A 21,282-nucleotide genomic window follows, 5' to 3' on the forward strand; every position below is an offset into this window, starting at 1 on the left:
CCCCCGTTCGTTCGGTCTCTCAAGGTGCCATGTCGTCGGCCGTGGGCTGCGGCGACGCCGGTCTGACGGTCAGGGTGCGGACGCTGCGGCTGCACAGCGCCGCGGCGGTGGCCGCGACGACGAGCGCGGCGCCGATCAGCAGCGTGCTGTGCACGCCCGCGCGCAGGGCGAGCGGACCGGCCGCCAGCTCGCCGGCCGGAATCGCGAGGTAGGAGCCGAGCGCGTCGTAGGAGTAGACCCGGGCCAGCCGTTCCGGCGGGATGTTCTCCTGCAGCGAGACGTCCCAGCCGACCGCGAGCTGCTCCAGGGCGATCCCGTTGGCGGCCATCGCCGGCACCAGCAGGACGGGGTCGGAGGTGGTCGCCAGTGCCAGCAGCGGGAGCGCCTCGAACACGCCGACGGCCGAGCCGAGCAGCAGCGCCCGGCTGGGCCGGGTCCGCGCCGCGACGATCCCGCCCACCAGCGCGCCGGCCGTCTGGGCCGCGAGCAGCAGGCCCCAGGTGGTGCGGCCGAAGGAGCGGTCCGCGACGGTGGGTCCGAGCACCTGGAGGCCGCCGGCCACCACCGCGTTGATCACCAGGAACTGCAGCACCAGCACCCACACCCAGGTGCGCGAGACGAACTCCGCCCAGCCCTCACGCAGTTCGGTCAGCGGATGGGCGCGCGGGCCGTCGGAGGGCTCGGCGGGCGGCACCCGGATCCCCGCGAAACACACCCCCGCCAGCAGGAAGACCCCCGCGTTGGCGGCGATGCCCCAGCCGGGACCGACCGTCCCGACCAGCATCCCGCCCGCCGAGGCGCCGATCACCGTCCCCGCGTTGATCGCCATCCTGGCGACCGCGTTGGCCGGCCGGATCATCGCCTGCGGCACGGTCTGCGGCACCAGTGCGGCGGCCGCGGGCAGCGAGAGCGCCGACACCGTGCCGTTGACGACGCTCAGCACCACCAGGATCGGGACGGAGGCGAACCCAAGCAGCACACTCACCGCGATGGCCGCCTGGGCCGCCGCCGCGGCCCAACTCGCCCCCTGGAGCACGAGCTTGCGCGGCAGCCGGTCGGCGACCACACCGCCGAGGAGCAGCAGCACCACGTTGGCGACCGACCGGGCGCCGACCACGATCCCGAGGTCGACCACCGAGCCGGTCAGGTCGATCACCGCGAAGGAGAGCACGATCGGCGCCATCGCGTTGGCGAAGTAGTTCGCCATCCGCCCGCCCGCCAGCCGGCGGAAGCCGGGCTGCCGAAGCGGGTCGAGCAGTGTCGGGGGACGCCGGCCGGTACTCATCAGCCGTCCCCCGGGCTCTCCACGACGAGCACGCTATTCACCGCGGCACCCCGGTGGACGTTGATCAGGTCACCACCGGCCGGCGAGCCGTGCCGCACGTGGAGCCCGGCCGTCCGGCGCCCGTACGTCATCGGGCCCAGCACGGCGGGCACGTCCGGGGTCCGCAGCTCGCCGCTCGCGCGGTGCGCGAACTCCACGGTGACGCGGTCGGCGTCGACGACCTGCTGGAGGATGTGGTCACCGGCGAGCGCGGCCGCGGACGCCGGCCGGCTGCGGGGAACATGAAGGGCCACGAACTCCTGGTCCTCGGCCGGGAGTCCGGCGAACGGCCGGCCGGTCCGGCCGAGCACGGCCGCCCTGCGGCGGAACTCCTCGGGCACGGCGGGCCACCGGTCCACCACCGGGGTGCCGCTCATCCCGTCTCCGTCCAGTGCGCATAGGCCGGGAGCAGGCCGAGTTCGGCCCGCCGGTAGGTGCTCACCAGCTCGGCGACGACCTCGTTGTCCGGGTCGAAGGCGGTGTCGTCGATGCACCGGACCGGGCGCAGCCCGCCGGCCGTGCTCGCCACGCACACCGCGTCACAGCCGAGCAGGTCCCCGGCCGTGAGCGCGGCCCGCGACACCCGGTAGCCCAGGCCGGCGGCGAGTTCGGCCACGGAGGCGACGGTGATGCCGTCCAGGGCGGCGGCCGAGTCGGGGACGAGCACGGTGCGTCCCCGCACCCCGAGGACGTTCTGCACCGTGCACTCCGCGACCAGGCCCTCGTCGTCCAGCAGCAGCGCGTCGTCGAAGCCGCGCCGCTGCGCGTCCAGCCAGGCGATCCGGGAGTTGAGGTAGGCCGCGGACACCTTCGCCTTGGTGGGGAAGGCCCGCGCGCTCGGCCGGGCGACCGGGGAGAGGGTGAGCCGGGGCCGCTGCTCGCGGATCACGCCGTCGAAGCCCGCGACGTCGAAGGCCAGCACGGCGACCTCGACGGCCGAACCCGGCGCGGCCAGTCCCAGGACGCCGTCCCCGAGGAGGGCGACCGGCCGCAGGTAGGCCCGCCGCAGGCCGTTGGCCGACAGCACCCGGTGGCAGGCGGCGGCGAGTTCGGCCGGTGACCGGTCCAGGCCGACGCCGACCAGGCGGCAGGACTCGGCGAACCTGGCGAGGTGCTCGGTCAGCCGGAAGACGTGGTGGGAGGAGTCCCCCGCGGGGAAGGCGGAGATGCCCTCGAACACGCACAGGCCGTAGTGCAGGCTGTGGTTGGCCAGGGTCAGCGCGGCGGCCCCGGCCGGGACGATCTCCCCCTGCCACCACAGGAACTTCGCGGGTTCGTTCACCGTCGCTCCTCCTTCCCCCGGGCGATGGCACGGCAGACCTCGTCGCCGACCTCCCCGGTCCGCGCCGTTCCGCCCAGATCGGGCGTCAGCAGGTCGCCGCGGAGCACCTCGTCGATCGCGCGCTCCACGGCGGCGTGCGCAGCCGGCAGCTCCATCCGGTCCAGCATCAGCGAGTAACTCATGATCGAGGCGAGCGGGTTGGCCCGTCCGGTGCCGGCGAGGTCGGGCGCGCTGCCGTGCACCGACTCGAAGACCCCGCGGAACCCGGTGTCCGCGGGGTCGTAGCTGGCCGACGGCGCCACCCCGAGCCCGCCCGCGAGCTGCGCGGCCTCGTCGCTGAGGATGTCCCCGAAGAGGTTGCTGGTCACCACCGTGTCGAACCTGGCCGGGTTGCGGATCAGCTCCATCGCGGCGGCGTCCACGTAGAGGTGGTCCGTGTGCACCTCGGGGTACTCGGCCGCGGCGGCACGGAAGCACTGCTGCCACAGCGGGCCCGCGGCGGGCATCGCGTTGCTCTTGTCCACCAGCGTGAGCCGGCGCCGCGGCCGGGCGCGGGCGATCTCGAAGGCGGCCCGCACCGCCCGGTCGACCGCCCGGCGGGTGTGCACGCCGACCTCCATCGCGACCTGCTCAGGCTGTCCGCTCCGGACCGTGCCGCCGACGCCGACGTAGACGTCCTCGGTGTTCTCCCGCACGATGACGAGGTCGACCTCGCTCTCGGCGCCGACGTGCCTGAGCGGGCAGTGCCGCAGGGTGCGCAGCCTCACCGGGCGGAGGTTGACGCACAGGTCGAGGTCCTGGCGCAGGCCGCCGATGATCAGCTTGGCGTGCCGGTTGTCCGGGACCCGGGGGTCGCCGAGCGCGCCGAGCAGCACCGCCCGGTACCGCCTGCGCACCTCCTGCGCGTCGAACCCGGCCGCGCCACGGGTCAGGTACCAGTCTGCGTCGTAGGGCAGCACGTCCACCGCGAGGTCGATGCCGAAGACGTCCCCGACCACAGTGTGGACCTTCAGCACCTCGGCCATGACCTCGGGCCCGATGCCGTCCCCCGGCAGTACCGCGAGCGAGGTCACCGGGCCGCCGCCCCGGCCTCGATCTGCGCGAGGGCGTAGCCGACCAGGCCGCCCGAGGCCAGCAGCTGCCGCTCGAAGGCGGACGGCACCGGGACCGGCGCCGTGGTCCCGGTGCTCAGGTTGCGGACCGTGCCGGCCGCGTCGTCCAGCAGCAGCCGGTCGCCCTCCCGGATGCCGTACGCGAAGTCGCCGGCCTCGATCAGCCGCAGGCCGATGTTGAGGGCGTTGCGGGCGAAGATCCGCGCGAAGCTGTGCGCGATGACGTACTCCGCACCGGAGGCCTTGATGCCCATCGGGGCGTTCTCCCGGGAGGAGCCGCAGCCGAAGTTCGTCCCGCCGACGATCACCGAGCCGCGCAGGTCGTGGCCGGCGGCCGCGTAGTGGTCCAGGAACGCCTGGTTGCCCGCGTTCTCCATGATGAACTTCTTGTACTCGGCCGGGTCCGGGATCTGGCAGTGCATGCCGGGCAGGATCACGTCCGTGTTGACGTGGTCGCCGAAGACCCAGGCGAGGCTGCCGGTGCCGTCGTCCCGCGGTGTGCCGGGGGCGGACGGCCGGTCGGCGGCGGCCAGCGGCGAGCGGCCCTCGCGCACGGCGTGCAGCGAGAACAGCTCCTCGATGCTGCTCCTGATCCCGGCCTCGGTGCCGTGGTAGTCGCCCGGCTCGCCGACCGGGGCGAGCACCCCGGTCAGTGCCGCCTGCGCCGCGACGGCGGGGGCGGCCAGCACCACGCTGGCGTCCACGTCACCGGCCCGGCCGCGGAAGTTGCGGTTGGAGGTGAAGACCGCGACCTCGCCCTTGCCGAGCACCCCGGACTTGATCCCGATGCACGGTCCGCAGCTGGCGGACTCGACGTAGCAGCCCGCCTCCAGCAGGGTGTCGATCAGCCCCTCCTTCATCGCGGCCCGGTACGCCTGCTGGGACGCCGGGATCACGATGGTGCGCACGCCGTCCTTGACCCGCCGGCCCTTCAGGACGGCGGCGACCACCCGCAGGTCCTCCAGGTGCCCGTTGGTGCAGGAGCCGATGAACACCTGGTCGACCGGGATCTCGCCGTCCGGGCCTGCGACCTCGGCCAGCGGGGCGACGCCGCTCATCAGGTCGCTCCGGCCGCCGTACTCGTCCCAGTGCCGCAGCAGGTACCGGAGTTGGTGGATGCCGATGGCGTTGTCCGGCGAGAACGGCAGCGCGACGGTGGGCTCGATCCGGTCGAGGTGGACGTCGATCACGTCCACGTACTCCGGGTCGTCCTCGTCGACGGTGAAGAGCGGGTACGGGGTGTCCCCGGGGCCGGGGCCGTCACCCGGGGTGTCGCCCCGACGGGCGGCCGGGTTGGCGGCCAGGTGGTCGGCCAGCACCCGGTCGGTCGGGAACAGGCCGTACTTGGCGCCCATCTCCACCGCCATGTTGCTCAGCGAGAGCCGGTCGTTGACCGCCAGCGAGGCGAGCCCCGGGCCGCCGAACTCCAGGCTGCGGTAGACCGCGCCGTGCACCCCGAGCAGACCGCACAGGTGCAGCGCCACGTCCTTGCCCTGGACCTGCGGGCGCAGCGAGCCGTGGAACCGGACCAGCACGGCCTCCGGCACCCGCATCCAGCAGCTGCCCCTGACCAGGGCCACCGCCAGGTCGGTCGAGCCGATGCCGGTGGCCAGCGAACCGATCGCACCGGCGGTGCAGCTGTGCGAGTCCGCGCCGACCGCGACGTCCCCGGGGCGGATCAGCCCCTGTTCGATCAGGATCTTGTGCTGGATGCCGCCGTCGTAGCCGACGTCGAAGACCCTGATGCCGTGCGCCCTGGCGAACCGCCGCAGCTCGACCAGGATCGAGGCCATCGAGGCGGTGTGGGTGGGGACGACGTGGTCGAAGACGAACACGCACCTGTCCCGCCGCTCGGCCAGCGCGGCGGCCAGCCGCTCCTCGCCGAGGCCGCTGTCCCGCAGGATGTCCAGCGCCCACTTGACGGTCATCTCGCTGCCCCAGCAGAGGTCGAAGGGCAGATCGACGACCTCGCCGGTGCGCACCGGGCGGCCCAGCTTGTGCTCGAAGAGCTGTCGTACCAGTGTCATGGCCGAACCCTGTCTCCATCCGGGGAAGCGAGCAGCTGTCTCTTGAGGCAGTGGAAGACGGTGATGTACGGCTCCAGCCGCCGCTGGACGGCCGGGTCGCAGAAGCGGATCCAGCCGCGGACCTCCACCGGCCCGCAGCCACGCCGCCGCTTGGCGTCCGCCGAGCCCATGCCGTAGCCGATCCGGTGGGCACCGGCCGCGATCGCCTGCTCGACGAGGTGGTAGAACACCAGGTTGAAGTAGGCGTAGTTGGCGCCGACCGCGCCCGCGTCGAAGCCGAGGAACTTCGGGTGCAGCACGCCGTCGGCCTGCAGGCAGAGCAGGAAGCCGGCGATGTCCTGCCCCTCGGGAGCGGCCGGCCGCCGGACCAGGTGCAGGACGGCGCCGAGCGACCTCCCGGTGAGCAGGGCGGTGAACAGCCGCTCCATCGCGGCGCGGTCGACCGGCAGGCCGTACTTCTCCTGCTGTCCGGCGGACAGTTGCGCGCAGCGGGCGATCACCGCCCGGTCCGGGGCCCCGGCCCGTTCCAGCCGCATCCCGCTGTCGGCGAACCTGCGGACCTCGGAGCGCACCGCCACCCTGCGCTTGCTGTCGAGCAGCCCGAGGTAGTCGTCGAAGCCGGAGAGCGGCCCGACGTCGAGTTCGTACTCCAGGTCGGAGAGGAACTCCAGGTAGCCGTGGTCGGCCAGGGCCCGGTGCAGCACCGGATCCGCGCCGGACTGCCACAGCAGGCAGCAGGAGGCGATGCCCTGCTCCCGGCAGTGGTCGCCGACGGCTTCGAGCAGCCGGTCGATCGCGGAGCGCCGGTCGACCGAGGGCAGCGTGAGGACGTCGCCGACGTACCCGTACGGGCTGGTGACCACCAGGGCCGGATAGCCGGACGCCCGGGTGAAGGCGGCCTCCGAACGGGCCACGGCGTCGAGCAGCGCACCGGCCCGTGCCCGTTCCTGCACCGGCCGGCCGTGCGCCAACGCCCGCCGCAGGTGGTCGAGTTCGTAGTCGCCGAACAGCGCGCCGGCCGGGTCGTGGTACGGGAACTCGTCGGGTCCGCGGACCACCAGGGCCTGGAGGCCGGCCACGGTCCGGCCGTCGCGGCGCAGCAGGAAGAAGACCAGGTCGAAGCCGAAGCACTGCTCGACCGCCCGGAGCCAGTCGTACCGCAGGTACACCCGGGACGGCGGGACCAGCGCGTCCCACTGCTCGCGGTCGAGTTCCGCGGTCGACCGGACGACGGCGAGCTCAGGTGCCATCGGTGTCAGCGCCTTTCGTCGTGCGGACGATCAGGCGCTCGGCCCGCTGGTCGTAGGGCGCGCCGAGGTGGCTGCCGAAGCAGCGCACCTCGGCGAAGCCGGCCGTCTCGTCGTCCCACCAGGAGGTGCCGCCGTGCGGTGCCGTCATACCGGGTTCGCGATTCGCTCGTGGTAGATCCCGACCATCTGGGCCTCGGTGACGCTCGACTTGGTCAGCACCGCGACCCGCTTGACCTCCCGCAGCACCTCGCCGAGCACCCCGTCGTCGTAGGACAGCCCGTGCGCGTCGAGCACGTGGGAGACGATCGACTTGCCGGAGTGCTTGCCGATCACGATCCGCCGGGTGTGCCCGACCAGTTCCGGGCGCAACGGCTCGTACGCGGTGGGGTCCCTCATCACCGAGGAGACGTGCAGCCCGGACTCGTGCGAGAAGGCGTTGCCGCCGACGATCGGCTTCATCGGGCTGACCTCGATCCGGGAGAGGCCGGCGATCAGGTCGGACATCGGCTTGAGCCGGGAGAGGTCCACGTTGGCGGAGAAGCCGTAGAGCTGGGTCAGGGCGACCGTCACCTCCTCCAGGGAGGCGTTCCCGGCCCGTTCGCCGATGCCGTTGACGGTGCACTGGACCTCGTCCGCGCCGCCCAGGATCCCGGCCACCGTGTTGGCCGTGGCCAGGCCGAAGTCGTTGTGGCAGTGCAGCGAGAGCAGGACCGAGATCCGCGCGCGCAGCCGGGAGACGAGGGTGCGGAAGTCGTCGGGCGTGCTGGATCCCACCGTGTCCGCGACGCCGACCAGGTCGGCCCCGCTCTCCTGGGCGAGCACCAGCACCTCCTCCAGGTAGTCGTAGGGGGTCCTGGTGGCGTCCTCGGAGCCGCAGCCGACGAACATGCCGAGGCTCTTGGCGTAGGCGACGCCGTCGGCCATCTCGCGCTTCAGCCGCTCGCGCACCTCGCTGCCGTCCCCGCCGAACTTGACCCGCATGTGCACGTCGGAGGTGGGCACGAAGGTGTAGACCGCGTTGGCGCCGCAGGACCTGGCGAGGTCGATCTCGGCGCGGTTCGGCCGGCAGAACGCCACCACCCTGGCCCGCAGGCCGAGGGCGGTGATGCCGCGTACGGCCTCCTGGTCGGCCTGCGAGGAGGCGGGGAATCCCGCGTCGATGCAGTCCACGCCCATCTCGTCGAGCAGCCGGGCGATCCGCACCTTCTCCTCGACCCGGAAGGCGACGCCGCAGGTCTGCTCGCCGTCGCGCAGGGTGGTGTCGCAGACGAGGATGTTCCTCGCCGCCGGGTTCTCCTGACCGTCTCTCAACTCTCCGCTCCCAACAGGTACTCCCGGCACCGGGTGCCGATCACGTCCTTGCCGAACCTGGCCCGACGGCCGTAGACGACCCAGGTGGTGGTCACCGCACCGATGTGCCGGTCGAGCCGGAGCGCGCCGTCCGAGCGCTCCAGCCACTCCAGGTGGGTCAGTCCCGAGTCGTACGCGCCCTCCAGCAGCCGGCGGCCGACCACGGGTTTCGAGGGCTCGTGGACGACCTCCTCCCACCGGGAGAGGTCGACGTAGCCGGCGGTCGCGGGCACCAGGCCGAGTGTCCTGGGGTGGGCCACGTCGCTGCGGCTCAGCAGCACGAGGTCCTTGGTGGGGTAGACGAAGGTGTCCACCACGTGGATCTCGCCGACGTACCGCTCGGTGATCAGGTGCACCTGGGGGTGCGCGCTGCACTGGACCAGGAAGTCGCACTCGCCCCGGCGGAGCCGCTCCAGGCCCTCGTCGAAGTCCGGGGTCAGGTCGATCCTCGAACTCCCCGCCACCCCCTGGAAGTCGAGGTAGTGCGCCACCGCGTTCTGGTGGCAGGTGCCGTCCGGGCCGAGTGTGGTGAAGGTCAGCGTCATTCGTGCACCTCCGCGTGGGCCGGGTCCGCGGACGCCGGGCCCGTGGCGGTCCGGCCGGCCGGGTCGTCGATGATCTCGTCCTCCAGGCGGCACGCCTCGTCGATGAGCAGGGTGGCCAGCGCGCGCATGAAGTCCTGGTCGAGGCCGAGCCGCCGGCCACGGGCCGCGTACGACTCCCGGACCTTGTGCACCCGGTCGGGCTGCATCATGGGGATGCCGTTGGCGCGTTTGACCTCCGCGACCTCGCAGCAGATCGCCAGCCGCGCCGCCACCAGCTCCGCGAGCTGCTGGTCCAGAACTTCGAGCCGGTCCCGGAAGGGCTGGAGGACGGCGCCTGGTGTCGGGTTCATCGGGTGACCTCCAGGGCGAGGGCGCGGGCCGCGCCGCGCAGGGACGGGAGTCCGTATCCGCCCTCCTGGACGAACACGGTGGGCAGCCGCTGCCCTGCCACCAGCGCGGCCACCGGGCCGAACACCTCGGGCGGCAGCGACCACGACCCGTAGGGGTCGCCGCGCAGGACGTCGTAGCCGACGGACACCACCAGGGCGTCCACCGTCTCCCGCCGGAGGTGGGACACGGCGTCCTTCACCAGCGCCAGGTACCCGTCGGTGCCGGGCGCACCCCGCACCCCGAACAGTCCGGGCGCCGGGGCGAAGCGGTAGGGGAAGTCGACCGGGTCGGCGGAGTGGACCGAGGCGTACGGCAGGGTCGGGTCGCCCGCCACGCAGGCGAGCGTGCCGTTGCCGAGGTGGTAGTCGAGGTCCAGGATGCCCACCCGGGCCGCGCCCTCCTCGCGCAGCGTGCGGGCGGCGACCACGGTGTTGTTGAGGAAGCAGTAGCCGCCGTGCCAGCCGGGGCCGGCGTGGTGGCCGGGCGGGCGCACCAGTGCGTAACCGTGGACATTCTGACGTGCCGTCAGTTCTGCGGCCCGGACGGCAGCGGCGGCGGCGGCGAGCGCGGTCGCCCAGATGTCCCGGGTGATCGGGGTCTCCTGCTCCAGGCCGGGTGCGGCGAAGGCGTGGTCGACGGCGGAGTCCGCCCCGACGGGCACCCCGCCCCTGAGGTGGTCGAGGAAGGCCGCCTCGTGCACCTCGGCGACCAGCCGCTCGGCCCGGCCGAGGCCCCGGCCACCTGCGGGTGCGAGCACCGCGCCGCCGTCCAGCAGCCCGGCGAGGATCAGCTCGATCCGCTCGGGCACCTCCTTGCTGGCCACCTGCTCGCCGGACGGCACGACGGTGAACGGCAGTGCCCCGGAGCCGCCCGAGACCACCACGTACAGGCTCATGGCAGGTCCTTGAGCACCCGGGGGCCGATCGCCCGGAACCCGGAGCGCTCGTAGAAGGCGAGCGTCCTCGGGTAGTCGGCGAAGCCCGGGGACGGCAGGCACACCTCGATCCGGTGGATCCCGGCGGCCGCGCAGGTCGCGTCCAGCTCCGCCAGCAGCAGTCCGGCCACCCCCCGGGAGCGCAGCCCGGGGTCCACCCAGAGTTCCTGGACCAGGCAGTAGGGACCGCCGAGCCGCATCGTGGGCTGCACGGTGTACCCCAGGACGCCGACCACGCCGCGCTTCGCGGGCTCCCGCGCGACCAGCACGCCAGCCCCGTCCGCACCGGCGATGGCCGCGGCCGCCACCGGGACGATCCCGGCGACCGTGTGGGTCCGGTCGCCGCGCAGTTCGCGCAGCAGCTCGGTGACCGCCTGGGCCACCGCCTCCGCCTCGCCCGGCCCGGCCGGCCCGGTCTCGATCACCGGTCCGCTCACCTCCGCCACCTCGTACCCGCCTCCACATCGCTCCCCGGGTCGGTCCCGGCGGCGGACGGTGCACCGGCCGCCGCGCCGTCCGCCTTGTCGCCCGCCGCTTCGCCTGGCATGCCGTCCGCCGGGCCGCCTGCCGCGCCTGCCGCTTCGCCCGACCCGCCGTCCGCCGCACCGGAGGGCTCGTCGATGCCGAGGGCGCGGAGCAGCGCGGCGGCCTTCAGCCGGGTCTCCTGGTACTCCTCCTCGGCGTCGGACAGCACGATCAGCGCGCCGCCGACCCCGATCCGCACCCGGTCGCCCTCCCGGACGATGGTGCGGATGACGATGCTCTGGTCGGCCCGGCCGTCGAAGCCGAAGAAACCGAGGCAGCCGGAGTACACGCCGCGCTCCTCCGGCTCCAGGGCGTCGAGCAGTTCCACGGTCCGCCGCTTCGGAGCGCCGGTCATCGAGCCGCCGGGGAAGAGCGCCCGGACGCAGTCCACCGCGTCGTGGCCGGCCCGCAGCCTGCCCCGGACCGTGGTCACCAACTGGTGGACGGTGGCGTAGGATTCGGCGGCCATCAGCCTGGGAACGTGGACCGTGCCCGGCTCGCAGACCTGGCCGAGGTCGTTGCGGAGCAGGTCCGCGATCATCAGGTTCTCGCTGCGGATCTTCGGGTCCGTCTCCAGGGCCCGCCGGGCCGCCTCGTCCGCCTCCGGGTCCGGGTGGCGCGCCGCCGTGCCCTTGATCGGCTTGGTCTCCACCCATCCGCCGTCGGCGACGGTGACGAACCGCTCCGGCGAGGAGCTCAGCACCGACCGCTCGCCCAGCCTGAGGTAGGCGGCGTACGGGGCGGGACTGGCCGCCCGCAGCCGCCGGTAGGTGTCCAGCGGATCGGTGTCGCTGGTACCGGTGATCTGGTAGGTGTAGCAGGCCTCGTAGGACTCACCGTCGTTCAGCCACCGCTGAACCGCCTCGAAGTGCCGCAGGTAGGTCTCCCGGCCCACGGCCGAACCGAGTTCGGCCGGTCGGCCGGCCGGCCGCGGGCGGGGCGCCGGTGGGCGGCGGGCCAGGGTGGTGATCTCCGCGCACCACTCCTCGTGCTCCGCCTCGGACAGGCCCACCGTCACCAGGTAGCGCCGTCCGGTCTCGTGGTCGAACGCCGCGAAGCGGTCGATCCGCAGCAGCTCGGCGTCCGGCCGCTCACCGCTGCCCGCCTTCCCGATGCCGACGCTGCCCTTGATGCCGTAGCCCAGGTAGCCGGCGTAGCCCCCGGCGAACGGGACCGGTGAGGCGCCGGCCGCGACCGGTGTCCGCGCCAGCCCGCTCCGCAGCCGCTCGAACACCGTCCCGGGGCTGCGCCGGACGCGGTGCGCGGTCTCCTCCTCGACCACGTTCGCACCCGCGTAGGCCCGCAGCACCTGGCGGCTCTCCCCGTCGCAGGCCGCCAGGTAGCTGTAGCGGCCCATCCCGTACGCGCTGCGGGAGCTGTCGAGCCAGAGGCTGTACCGGCGGTCGGCGAAGGCCCGCAGATAGAGCTCCTCGGCCGACAATTCGACGTCCAACTGCCGCCAGCGCAGGGTGCCGTGGCGCGGGGCGGGTGGAGCCTGCGCGGCGGCGGCCGAAGCGGCGGGGGCCACCGCGAGGAAGTTCGCGATCAGCTGCTCGCCGTACTCGCTCTCCACCGACTCCGGGTGGAACTGCACGCCGTGCAGCGGCCGGTGACGGTGCGCCAGCCCCATGATCACGCCGGTCTCCGACCAGGCGGTGGCGACCAGTTCGGGCGGCAGCGGCTCGGCGACCGCGAGCGAGTGGTAGCGCACCGCGCGGAATCCCTGCGGGAGTCCGGCGAAGACGCCGGTCCCGGTGTGGGTGATCGGGCTGGTCCGGCCGTGGACGACCTCCGGCGCGTGCCGGACCGTCCCGCGGAAGGCCAGGGCGATCCCCTGGTGTCCGAGGCAGACCCCGAGGCAGGGCACGGCCACCCGGGCCAGCAGTTCCCGGCAGAGGCCGAAGTCCGCCTCCCTGGCGGCGGTGCCGGGCCCCGGCGAGATCACCACGTGGGTGAAGCCCCGCCGGAGCAGCTCCCCGGCCGTGGTCTCGTCGTTCCGCACCACGACCGGCGGCACACCGGCCACCTTCCAGATCAGCTGGTAGAGGTTCCACGTGTAGGAGTCATAATTATCGACCAGAAGAATTCGCAGGTTTCTCACGCTCTTGCCGCGCTTCTCGAGAACCGGAGCCGGTGCACCTCACGGGCGCGGGAACCGGCTGGCCAACGTGCCATCGACAAATGCAGGCCACCGCCGGCCCGCAGCAATTCAGACGAAACCGACAATTGCACGACCATGTGCGGCAGCACCGTGCAGACCCCCCGAGGGGGCATTCCATACACCTGATGCTAGCCACGTCGGGCGCGGCGCACACCCGTCTTTTCGCACGTGTGATCCACGCCACTGTCGCCCGGTGGCGCCCACCCAGCCGGAGCTCACGCGTTCTTGACGGGACGTCCGCACAGTGGTCAACGTCCTTGTCCTGCACACACCTTGGACACAACCCCGGCGGCCCGCCCCCCGGCGGCCGACGCGCGCCGGGGGCCGCCGAATCGGTAGTTCGGCATCGAATACAGCACAGCCGCAGACCACTCGGCCCGTTCCTTCCGTCCCATTGTTCACGGACGTGCGGAAAACGCACTGGAGCCCGGTCGGCCTGGACTGCTATGTTAATCAGGGGCGAGCTGTCCCCGAACTCGCAGGACCGGCAAGAATTGACTACGGGGGGATTCCGCTTTGTCCAGCGACATTGCCGATCTTTCGTCCGCCGCCCGCTCGCCCGAGATCGCGAGGACAACGCGGCCACCGGGTCTGCGACTTCCCGCGGTGCTCCAGACCGTCCTGTTCGCGCAGTACCGCCACCGGCTCTTCCCGCTGCTCCGGCGCCGGTACGGGGACGTCTTCACCCTCAGGCTCACCACACCGACCCGCCATCTGGTGATCCTCACCCGGCAGGAGGACATCAAGACCGTCTTCGGCGGTCCGGTCGAGGTCCTGCACGCCGGCGAGGGCAACGCGATCATGGGCCCCGCGCTGGGCGACCACTCGGTCCTGCTCATCGACGAGGACGAACACCGCCGGGCACGGCGCCTGTTGATGCCCGCGTTCACCGGTGCGGCGCTGCGCGGCTACCAGGACATGGTCGGTGAACTGACCCGGGCCGAGGTCGAACGCTGGCCGGTGGGGCAGCCGTTCAGCGCACACCGGCGGATGCAGGCGCTGACCCTGGAGGTGATCCTCCAGGTGGTGTTCGGCGTCACCGAGGAGGCCCGGCTGGCCAGGATGCGCCCGCTGGTGCGCGGCATCGCGGACATCGGCCCGGTCACCCTGCTGGGCCTGCCCTACCCGGCCCTCCAGCGCTTCGGCCCCTGGCGCCGGCACGTCTCCTTCCAGCGGCAGCTCGACGAGCTGCTCTACGCCGAGATCACCGAGCGGCGCGGCGCCGAGGACCTGCACAGCCGCACCGACGTCCTCTCCCGGCTCCTGCAGGCCGCCCGGGCGGAGGAGGGCGGCGGCTTCACCGACGCCGAGCTGCGGGACCAACTGATCACCTTGCTGCTCGCCGGGCACGAGACCACCGCCACCGGCCTGGCCTGGGCCCTGCACGAACTGGTCCGGCAGCCCGAGCAGTTGGGCCGGGCCCGGCAGGCGGCGGACGAGGGCGACGACGCCTACCTGACCGCGGTCGCCAAGGAGGCGCTGCGGCTCAAGCCGGTGGTGTACGAGGTGGCCAGGCAGCTGACCGAGCCGATGACGGTCGGCGGCTACCGCCTGCCCGCCGGTGCCACCGTGATGCCCGCCATCGGCATGGTCCAGTCGGACCCGGCCTACCACGACCAGCCGGACGTCTTCCGCCCCGAGCGCTTCCTGGAGGACCAGCCGCCCGCGCACACCTGGATCCCGTTCGGCGGGGGTGCCCGCCGCTGCATCGGCGCCGGATTCGCCCTGCTGGAGGCGACCGTCGCGCTGCGCGAGGTGCTGCTGCGGTACGACATCCGGCCGGACCGGCCGCAGCCCGAGGCGCAGAAGGCCCACCATGTCACGCTGGTCCCCGAGCGGGGCGCGCGCCTGGTGGTCACCCGGCGCCGCTGAGAGGGCCCGGGCCGGTCGCGGACGCGGTCGGCCCGGCGGTGCCCCCGGGGAGCACCGCCGGGCCAGGCTCAGCGGGACAGTTCAGCCAGCACGGTCTGCTCCCCCGTCAGGTAGCGCTCCCGGCAGCGGCCGCGCTGGACCTTGCCGGAGGACGTCCGCGGGATCGCGTCCTTGCCCAGCACCACGACCTTGTCCGGGGCGTGGCCCAGCTGTTCCCGCAGCCGCGTCATGACCTGCCTGGCGAGGTCCGCGTGGTCCGCGACGCCCTTGGCCGGCTCCACCGCGACGATCATCCGCTCGGTGTCGGGCAGCGCGAAGGCCGCGCACGCGGGCCGGACGCCGTCGACCTTCGCCGCGACGTGCTCGTAGTCCTCGGGGTAGAGGTTGCGCCCGGCCACGATGATCATGTCCTTGATCCGGCCGCAGACCACCAGGCCCTGCGGTGTGCGGTAGCCGAGATCACCGGTCCGCAGCCAGCCGTCGCGCATGGTCTCGGCGGTCGCCTGCGGGTCCCGCCAGTAGCCCTGCATCAGCGCGGGGCTCCGCACGCAGATCTCACCGACCTCCCGCTCGCCCAGCGGCCGCCCCCGCTCGTCCGTGATCTCGACCAGGACGCCGGGCACCGGGTGGCCGCAGACCGCCAGCGCCCTGGCGTCGGGCGCGTCCGGGGGGACCGGACGTGCGACGCCGCCCGCCTGGAGTTCCTCCCGGGAGACGTGGTCCCAGTGCAGCGGCTCGGTCACCGTCCCCATCGCGACCGCGAGGGTGGCCTCGGCGAGCCCGTACATCGGTGTGACCGCCTCGGGCCTGAGCCCGTGGGCGGCACCGGCCTCGACGAACTTCTCCAGGGTCGCGGCCCGGATCGGCTCCGCGCCGTCGCCGCAGACCTGCAGCCGGGACAGGTCGAGCTCGCGCGGTCGCAGCCGCATGCTGCGGGCGGCCAGACCGTAGGCGAAGTTCGGGGCGACCGTGCTGGTGGCCCGGTAGCGGGAGAGCGCGTCCACCCAGGAGTCCGGCCGGGAGAGGAACGCCTCCGGCGGCTGCAGCACCAGGGTGATCCGGTAGGCCATGGCCGCGAGCGTGGAGATCAGGCCCATGTCGTGGTACAGCGGCAGCCAGCTCACGTGCACGCTGCGGTCGCGCTCCAGCAGCAGCCGCTCGCAGCACACCGCGGCATTGGTGAGCATCTGACGGTGCGTCAGCGCCACCGCGCGCGGCAGGCCGGTGGTGCCCGAGGTGAACTGGAGGTACGCCAGGTCGTCGGGGCCTACCGGGATCGGCTCGGTGGTCTCCTCCCGCTCCGCCGCCAGCCGGCCGCAGGTCAGCACCGGCCGGTCCGCACCGATCCGGTCGGAGACGAAGGCCGCGAAGGCGTCGGCGACCACCACCACGCGGGCGTCCACGTGGTCCAGCCGCCGGTTGATCTCGGCGACGATCTCCGGCAGGTCGGAGATCCGGTGCGGCAGCGGCAGGATCACCGGGACGGCCCCCGCCCGCCACACGCCGAACAGGCTGAGCAGGAACCCCGGCGAGGTGGACGACACCAGTGCCACCCGGTCGCCCTTGCCGACCCCCGCCCTGGCCAGCCCGGCCGCCACCCGGCGGGCCGAGGCTGCCAGCAGCGCGTACGGCAGCGGGGTCTCGCCGAGGTCGCGGTCCACCACGGTGATCCCGCGTGTCGTGCCGGCGGCCCGCTCCAGCGCCTCGGGCACGGTCACCGCGTCGAACAGGTCCTCGGGCCGCGGATGGGCCATGGTCTCTCCTCCCCCGTTCATCCGGCGTCCTTCGCCAGTGCGTGCAGCTCCTCGGTGACCCGGTCGGCGAGCGCCCGCACCGTCGCCTCGGTGTGCAGGTTGCTGCTGTAGGTCCACACCATCCGCAGCTCCCCGCCGGAGGTGAGGGCCATCACGTCGAGCACCCTGGGCCGGGCGCCGAGGCCGCTGCGGTGGTGGCCGAACGACTCGACCACCGGACGGGCGTCGCCGGTGAAGTACTCGCTGACGTCGCCCCAGAAGTTGAACCCGATCTCCGGGGCCGGCACACCGGCCAGCCGCGCCCTGACCTCGGGGTCGGGGTGCAGGTGGCGCAGCACCCCGTACCCGACGCCGCGGTGCGGGACCGCGCGCACCTGGTCCCGGACCTCGGTGAGCCCGCCCGGGCGCAGCAGCACCGGCGACAGGGTGGAGAAGCGCGCGACGGTGCGCGAGGTGTCCAGCGGGTCGAACGCCTGCTGGCGGCCGTGCCCCTCCAGCTCGACCACCAGGTCGGGCCGTCCGGTCCAGGCCGTGACCGCCCGGACCAGCGCGGTGAGCAGCACCTCGCGGACCTCCACGCCGCGCCGGCGCGGGAGCCCGGTGACCAGTGCGGCTGCGGTGTCGCCGGTGATCTCGACGAAGTGGCGTACCGCCGAGGACTGGACGTTGGGTCCCCTTCGGTGGTCGACCGGCAGCGTCGTGGGCGGCAGCTCGGCGATCTCGGTCCAGTACGGCAGTTCGGCGGCGAGCTCCTCGCTCGCCGCATAGGCGTCGAGCTGCCCGATGCACTGGGGCAGCGAGGCGGTCTTGGCCGGCAGGACCGGCCCCTCGCCCCGCTCCAGGGCGAAGTAGGCGGTGCGCAGGTCCTCGTAGAACACCCGCGAGGAGTAGTAGTCCATGACCAGCCAGTGGGCGCTGATCAGCAGCCGGGGGCCGCGGTCCGGACCGAGGTCGAAACAGGTCAGCCGGACGGTCCTGCCGGTGGCCAGGTCGAGACTGCTGTTGCGGCGGTCGACGTGACGGCTGATCGCCTGCTCCAGCTCGCCGTCCGGGACCGTCCGCAGGTCCACCGTCTCGACCCGGGCGGCGTCCTCGGCCACCCGTTCGGGGAACCGGGCGTGCCAGCCCCGGTCGTCCTTCAGGTACTGGGCGCGCAGGCCGTCGTGGTGGCCGAGCACCAGGACGAGGGCCTCCTCGAGCAGGGCGGTATCGAGCGGGCGGTCCAGACGGAAGACCGGCCACATGCCGTTCCAGTGGTCGGCGGCGGTGAACTCCTGCTCGAAGAACCAGCGTTGGCTGGGTGAGAGGCCGACCCGTCCGGTGACCGTCGACTGCGGTGCCGTCGTGGCCGGCAACTCCCTCACCGCCTTGGCCTGTTCGGCGATCGTCGGATGCCCGTAGAAGTCCCTGAGCGTCAGGTGCAACCCGTGCTCGGCGGCCTTGGCCACCGCCCGGACGCCGAGCAGCGAGTCGCCGCCGAGCGAGAAGAAGTCGTCGTGCCGGCCGATCCGCCGGCCGGGCAGCACCGCGGCCCAGGCCCCGGCCAGCACCCGCTCCACCTCGGTCGCGGGCGGCTCGAAGTCGTCGGCGGCGGCGGCCGGTTCGGGCAGCGCGGCACGGTCGAGCTTTCCGTTCGGGCCCAGCGGCAGGGCGTCCAGCGCGACGAAGGCCGAGGGCACCATGTACGAGGGCAGCTTGGCGGCGAGGTGGTCGCGCAGTTCGTCCTCGGCGACGTCGCCGCCGGGCTCGGGGACCACGTAGGCGACCAGCCGCCTGGCGTCCTTGGCCACCACGACCGTCGACCGCACCGCGGGGTGGTGGCCGAGCACGACCTCGATCTCGCCGAGTTCGATCCGGTGGCCGCCGATCTTGACCTGGAAGTCGTCCCGGCCGAGGAACTCGATCGAGCCGTCGGGCCGGTAGCGGCCCAGGTCGCCCGTCCGGTAGAGGCGTTCGCCGGTGCGCGGGTGGGTGAGGAAGCGCTCCGCGGTGCGCTCGGGGTCGGCCCAGTACCCCTCGGCCACGCCGGCACCGCCGATGTACAGCTCACCGGTCACGTGGTCCGGCTTCGCGGCCAGGTCGGCGTCCAGTACGTGGAAGGTCTGGTTCCGCAGCGGCGTGCCGTACGGGATGCTCCGCCACGCCGGGTCCACCTGGTCGATCGGGTGGTGGATCGACCAGATCGCGGCCTCGGTCGCACCGCCGAGGCCGACCAGCGCCGGCCGTCCCGCGGCACCGAGCGCGGACACCCGCCCGGGCAGCGACACGGGGATCCAGTCGCCGCTGAGCAGGGCGAGCCTGAGCGACGCCGGGAACGGGCCGTGCTGCCCCTCGCAGTGCTCCACCAGCAGTTCGAGCAGGGCCGGGACGGTGTTCCACAGCGTCACCCCGTGCTCGTCGGCCAGCTCGGCCCAGCGGCCGGGGTCACGGGACTCACCGGGTGCCGGGAGCACCAGCGCGCCGCCCGCGCCGAGCACCCCGAACACGTCGTAGACCGACAGGTCGAAGTTCAGCGCCGACAGTCCGAGGACCCGGTCCCGCCGGGTGACCGCGAACCGGGTGGTGACGTCGTCCAGCGTGTTCACCGCACTGCGGTGACTGATCATCACGCCCTTGGGCCGTCCGGTCGAGCCCGAGGTGAAGATCACGTACGCGAGGTCCTCCGGAGTGGTGGACGGGGCCTTGACCGGCACGTCCGGCACATCCGGCCACGGCTGCGGGCCGACCACCAGGGCGGTGACGCCCTCGGGCGGCCGCACCCCGGGCTGGGTGAGCACCACCGTGGCGCGGCCCGCCGCGATCAGCTGGGCCGTCCGCTCCGGCGGCAGGCCCGCGTCCACCGGCAGGTAGGCCGCGCCCGAGCGGACCACCCCCAGCACGGCGGCCACCTGCTCCCAGCCCTTGTGCATGACGACGGCGACCAGGGTGTTCGGCGCGGCGCCGAGTCCGCGCAGCCGGTGGGCGATCTGGTTGGCCCTGCGGTCGAGTTCGCGGTAGCCCAGGGTGCGCTCCGCGGTGATCACGGCCGGGGCGTCGCCGCGGGCGGCGACCTGGCGGTCGAACGCGGTGTGGATGAGCTCCTGCGGGAACGCGCCCCGGGTGGCGTTCACCGCCGCCCGGACGTCGAGCTGACGCCGCGGCGGAGCGGCGGGAGCCGGGGCGTCCTGCTCGGCGATCCGCTCCAGCAGGTCGAGGTAGGCGGCGAACATGTCGTCGAGCACGCCGTCGGGGAACATCTCCGCGACGGCGTCCCAGCTGACCACCAGGTCGCTGCCGACCACCATCACCTGGTTGTCCAGGTAGACCTGGGGCGTCTGGGAGACGGCGTAGCCGGTCCGGAACACCACGCCCTCGAGCGCGCCGAAGCTGTCCTGCTCGCGCAGCAGGCTGGTGAACACCACGGGCATCCTGGCCTGGACGCCGTCCCGGCGGCGGGCCAGCTCGCGCTGCACCTCGACGCCGCCGAACCGGGCGTGCCGCAGGTCCTCCCGCAGCTGCGCCTGGATCCGGACGGCCGCGGTGGAGAGGTCCTGCCGCCCGCTCAGGTCGCACTCCAACAGGATGGTGCTGGTGAAGTCGCCGATCAGCCGGTGGATGTCCTGGTGCCACCTGGGCCGCTCGGCGAGCGTCAGGTTGACGGTGAACCGGGCCGTCTTGCTCCACGTCCTGAGCACGTCCGCGTAGGCGGTGCAGAGCAGCACCGACGGTGTGACGCCGAGGGCGCCCGCGCGGTCCCGCAGCCGCCGCCAGGTGTGGCCCGGCACCCGGTGCTGCCGGCGGACGAAGACGGGTGCGCCGCCGTGCGCCGGGGGCTGCACGGGGAGTTCGGGGGCCGGGGGCAGCGAGTCCACCCGCGCCAGCCAGTACTCGCGCGCCTGCTCGTAGCCGGGCGCCCGCCGCTGCTCGGCGACGCCCTCCAGGTAGTCCCGGAAGGTCACCTCCGGGGCCGGGCCGAGCGATCCCGGGTCCAGGACCAGCCGGATCCACTCGGTCAGCAGCAGTTGGAGGCTGCCCGCGTCGACGAACAGCAGGTCGATGCTGACGTGCAGCCGCAGCCGGTCGCCGGGCAGTTCGTGGGTGCGGATCTCGTAGAGCGGCCAGGTGTGCGGGTCGAAGACCTGGCCCGCCAGCTCCTCGCGGGTCTCCTCGAGCCGACATCGGCCGTCGGGTTCGGGGAGGTCACGCAGGTCCGCGTGCCGGAAGCGGTAGTACGGGGTCTCGGACAGCACGCGCTGGCGGCCGTCGGGCAGCACCACGGCCCGCAGCATGTCGTGACGGCCGATCAGCCGGTTGAACGCCTCCTCGGCCTGCTCGACCCGGCCCGCGAACAGGTCGATCTCCAGGTAGAAGTGGGCGGACCGGCCGCCCAGGTCGAAGCCCCGGCTGCCCAGCCAGTACGCCTGCTGCACGGCGGTGAGCGGGAACGGCTCGAACCGCCGCTCCGGCGCCGGGAGCACGACGGGCGCGGCACCCTCGGCCGGGGCGAGGTTGCGCAGCGCGTCGGCCACCATGCCCAGCGTGCAGGTGCCGAAGAACAGTTCCAGCGGGACGTCCACGCCGAATTCCGCGTCGATCGCGGACTTGAACTCGGTGGCGTCCAGTGATTCCAGGAAGAGCGGGTCGTCCGACTCCAGATCGCGGTCGAACTCGTCGTTCACCTCGGCGAGCAGGACCCCGAGGCGGACGACGTCCCCGGCCGTTTCGGATATCTGCCCAGCCGCGTGCGCAGCCATGAATTTCCCCCGATCCGGCCTTT

At 73.2% G+C, this 21,282-nt stretch carries 16 protein-coding genes; 1 reads left to right on the top strand and 15 read right to left on the bottom strand.

Going from position 1 to position 21,282, the window contains the following annotated elements:
* Nucleotides 1–19 precede the first annotated feature (19 nt).
* Genes ACFC1R_RS04545 through pabB form a run of 13 tightly spaced genes read right to left on the bottom strand, consistent with a single transcriptional unit; the run spans nucleotide 20 to nucleotide 12,840 of the window.
* Complete coding sequence (locus ACFC1R_RS04545; protein ID WP_375932566.1) at nucleotides 20–1,285, bottom strand: MFS transporter; 1,266 nt, start codon at nucleotides 1,283–1,285, stop codon at nucleotides 20–22.
* Nucleotides 1,285–1,701, bottom strand: coding sequence for a hypothetical protein (locus ACFC1R_RS04550; RefSeq protein WP_375932569.1), 417 nt, complete (start codon nucleotides 1,699–1,701; stop codon nucleotides 1,285–1,287). The genes ACFC1R_RS04545 and ACFC1R_RS04550 overlap by 1 nt, the downstream gene beginning before the upstream one ends.
* The gene (locus ACFC1R_RS04555) at nucleotides 1,698–2,606 is read right to left on the bottom strand and encodes an aminotransferase class IV (protein ID WP_375932572.1); all 909 of its coding nucleotides are present in this window, start codon (nucleotides 2,604–2,606) and stop codon (nucleotides 1,698–1,700) included. Before ACFC1R_RS04555 ends, ACFC1R_RS04550 begins: the two co-directional genes overlap by 4 nt.
* Entirely contained in the window at nucleotides 2,603–3,679 is a 1,077-nt protein-coding gene (locus ACFC1R_RS04560; RefSeq protein ID WP_375932575.1) for an isocitrate/isopropylmalate dehydrogenase family protein, read from the bottom strand. Before ACFC1R_RS04560 ends, ACFC1R_RS04555 begins: the two co-directional genes overlap by 4 nt.
* A complete protein-coding gene (locus ACFC1R_RS04565; protein ID WP_375932578.1) occupies nucleotides 3,676–5,745 on the bottom strand; it encodes an aconitase family protein in 2,070 nt (689 codons plus the stop codon). Before ACFC1R_RS04565 ends, ACFC1R_RS04560 begins: the two co-directional genes overlap by 4 nt.
* A complete protein-coding gene (locus ACFC1R_RS04570; protein ID WP_375932581.1) occupies nucleotides 5,742–6,995 on the bottom strand; it encodes a GNAT family N-acetyltransferase in 1,254 nt (417 codons plus the stop codon). The genes ACFC1R_RS04565 and ACFC1R_RS04570 overlap by 4 nt, the downstream gene beginning before the upstream one ends.
* Complete coding sequence (locus ACFC1R_RS04575; RefSeq protein WP_375932584.1) at nucleotides 6,985–7,143, bottom strand: hypothetical protein; 159 nt, start codon at nucleotides 7,141–7,143, stop codon at nucleotides 6,985–6,987. The genes ACFC1R_RS04570 and ACFC1R_RS04575 overlap by 11 nt, the downstream gene beginning before the upstream one ends.
* Nucleotides 7,140–8,306 (bottom strand): LeuA family protein, encoded by a 1,167-nt coding sequence (locus ACFC1R_RS04580; RefSeq protein WP_375932587.1) that lies wholly within the window; start codon nucleotides 8,304–8,306, stop codon nucleotides 7,140–7,142. The genes ACFC1R_RS04575 and ACFC1R_RS04580 overlap by 4 nt, the downstream gene beginning before the upstream one ends.
* Nucleotides 8,303–8,890, bottom strand: coding sequence for a hypothetical protein (locus ACFC1R_RS04585; protein ID WP_375932590.1), 588 nt, complete (start codon nucleotides 8,888–8,890; stop codon nucleotides 8,303–8,305). Before ACFC1R_RS04585 ends, ACFC1R_RS04580 begins: the two co-directional genes overlap by 4 nt.
* A complete protein-coding gene (locus tag ACFC1R_RS04590) occupies nucleotides 8,887–9,240 on the bottom strand; it encodes a chorismate mutase (RefSeq protein WP_375932593.1) in 354 nt (117 codons plus the stop codon). Before ACFC1R_RS04590 ends, ACFC1R_RS04585 begins: the two co-directional genes overlap by 4 nt.
* Nucleotides 9,237–10,175: a hypothetical protein gene (locus ACFC1R_RS04595; RefSeq protein WP_375932595.1), complete on the bottom strand. Its 939-nt coding sequence runs from the start codon at nucleotides 10,173–10,175 to the stop codon at nucleotides 9,237–9,239. Before ACFC1R_RS04595 ends, ACFC1R_RS04590 begins: the two co-directional genes overlap by 4 nt.
* The gene (locus ACFC1R_RS04600; protein WP_375932598.1) at nucleotides 10,172–10,651 is read right to left on the bottom strand and encodes a GNAT family N-acetyltransferase; all 480 of its coding nucleotides are present in this window, start codon (nucleotides 10,649–10,651) and stop codon (nucleotides 10,172–10,174) included. Before ACFC1R_RS04600 ends, ACFC1R_RS04595 begins: the two co-directional genes overlap by 4 nt.
* Nucleotides 10,648–12,840, bottom strand: a complete 2,193-nt coding sequence (pabB, locus tag ACFC1R_RS04605) for an aminodeoxychorismate synthase component I (protein WP_375932601.1) — start codon at nucleotides 12,838–12,840, stop codon at nucleotides 10,648–10,650. The genes ACFC1R_RS04600 and pabB overlap by 4 nt, the downstream gene beginning before the upstream one ends.
* A 576-nt stretch (nucleotides 12,841–13,416) precedes the next feature.
* On the opposite strand from pabB, the gene ACFC1R_RS04610 reads away from it, so the two are divergent.
* The gene (locus tag ACFC1R_RS04610; protein WP_375932603.1) at nucleotides 13,417–14,772 is read left to right on the top strand and encodes a cytochrome P450; all 1,356 of its coding nucleotides are present in this window, start codon (nucleotides 13,417–13,419) and stop codon (nucleotides 14,770–14,772) included.
* 68 nt (nucleotides 14,773–14,840) lie between these two features.
* Here the strand turns inward: ACFC1R_RS04610 and ACFC1R_RS04615 are convergent, their stop codons facing one another.
* Nucleotides 14,841–16,526, bottom strand: coding sequence for an AMP-binding protein (locus ACFC1R_RS04615; RefSeq protein ID WP_375932606.1), 1,686 nt, complete (start codon nucleotides 16,524–16,526; stop codon nucleotides 14,841–14,843).
* 17 nt (nucleotides 16,527–16,543) lie between these two features.
* On the bottom strand, nucleotides 16,544–21,259 hold the full coding sequence (locus ACFC1R_RS04620; RefSeq protein ID WP_375932609.1) for an amino acid adenylation domain-containing protein: 4,716 nt from the start codon (nucleotides 21,257–21,259) through the stop codon (nucleotides 16,544–16,546).
* Nucleotides 21,260–21,282: the final 23 nt, after the last annotated feature.

It is taken from the genome of Kitasatospora sp. NPDC056138 (assembly GCF_042264695.1).
GTDB lineage: Bacteria > Actinomycetota > Actinomycetes > Streptomycetales > Streptomycetaceae > Kitasatospora.

Excerpts from the sequence above, each read along its gene's own strand:
- ACFC1R_RS04545 (WP_375932566.1), bottom strand. The coding sequence starts at position 1,285 with ATGAGTACCGGCCGGCGTCCCCCGACACTGCTCGACCCGCTTCGGCAG.
- ACFC1R_RS04550 (WP_375932569.1), bottom strand. The coding sequence starts at position 1,701 with ATGAGCGGCACCCCGGTGGTGGACCGGTGGCCCGCCGTGCCCGAGGAG.
- ACFC1R_RS04565 (WP_375932578.1), bottom strand. The coding sequence starts at position 5,745 with ATGACACTGGTACGACAGCTCTTCGAGCACAAGCTGGGCCGCCCGGTG.
- ACFC1R_RS04570 (WP_375932581.1), bottom strand. The coding sequence starts at position 6,995 with ATGGCACCTGAGCTCGCCGTCGTCCGGTCGACCGCGGAACTCGACCGC.
- ACFC1R_RS04575 (WP_375932584.1), bottom strand. The coding sequence starts at position 7,143 with ATGACGGCACCGCACGGCGGCACCTCCTGGTGGGACGACGAGACGGCC.
- ACFC1R_RS04585 (WP_375932590.1), bottom strand. The coding sequence starts at position 8,890 with ATGACGCTGACCTTCACCACACTCGGCCCGGACGGCACCTGCCACCAG.
- ACFC1R_RS04590 (WP_375932593.1), bottom strand. The coding sequence starts at position 9,240 with ATGAACCCGACACCAGGCGCCGTCCTCCAGCCCTTCCGGGACCGGCTC.
- ACFC1R_RS04595 (WP_375932595.1), bottom strand. The coding sequence starts at position 10,175 with ATGAGCCTGTACGTGGTGGTCTCGGGCGGCTCCGGGGCACTGCCGTTC.
- ACFC1R_RS04615 (WP_375932606.1), bottom strand. The coding sequence starts at position 16,526 with ATGGCCCATCCGCGGCCCGAGGACCTGTTCGACGCGGTGACCGTGCCC.
- ACFC1R_RS04620 (WP_375932609.1), bottom strand. The coding sequence starts at position 21,259 with ATGGCTGCGCACGCGGCTGGGCAGATATCCGAAACGGCCGGGGACGTC.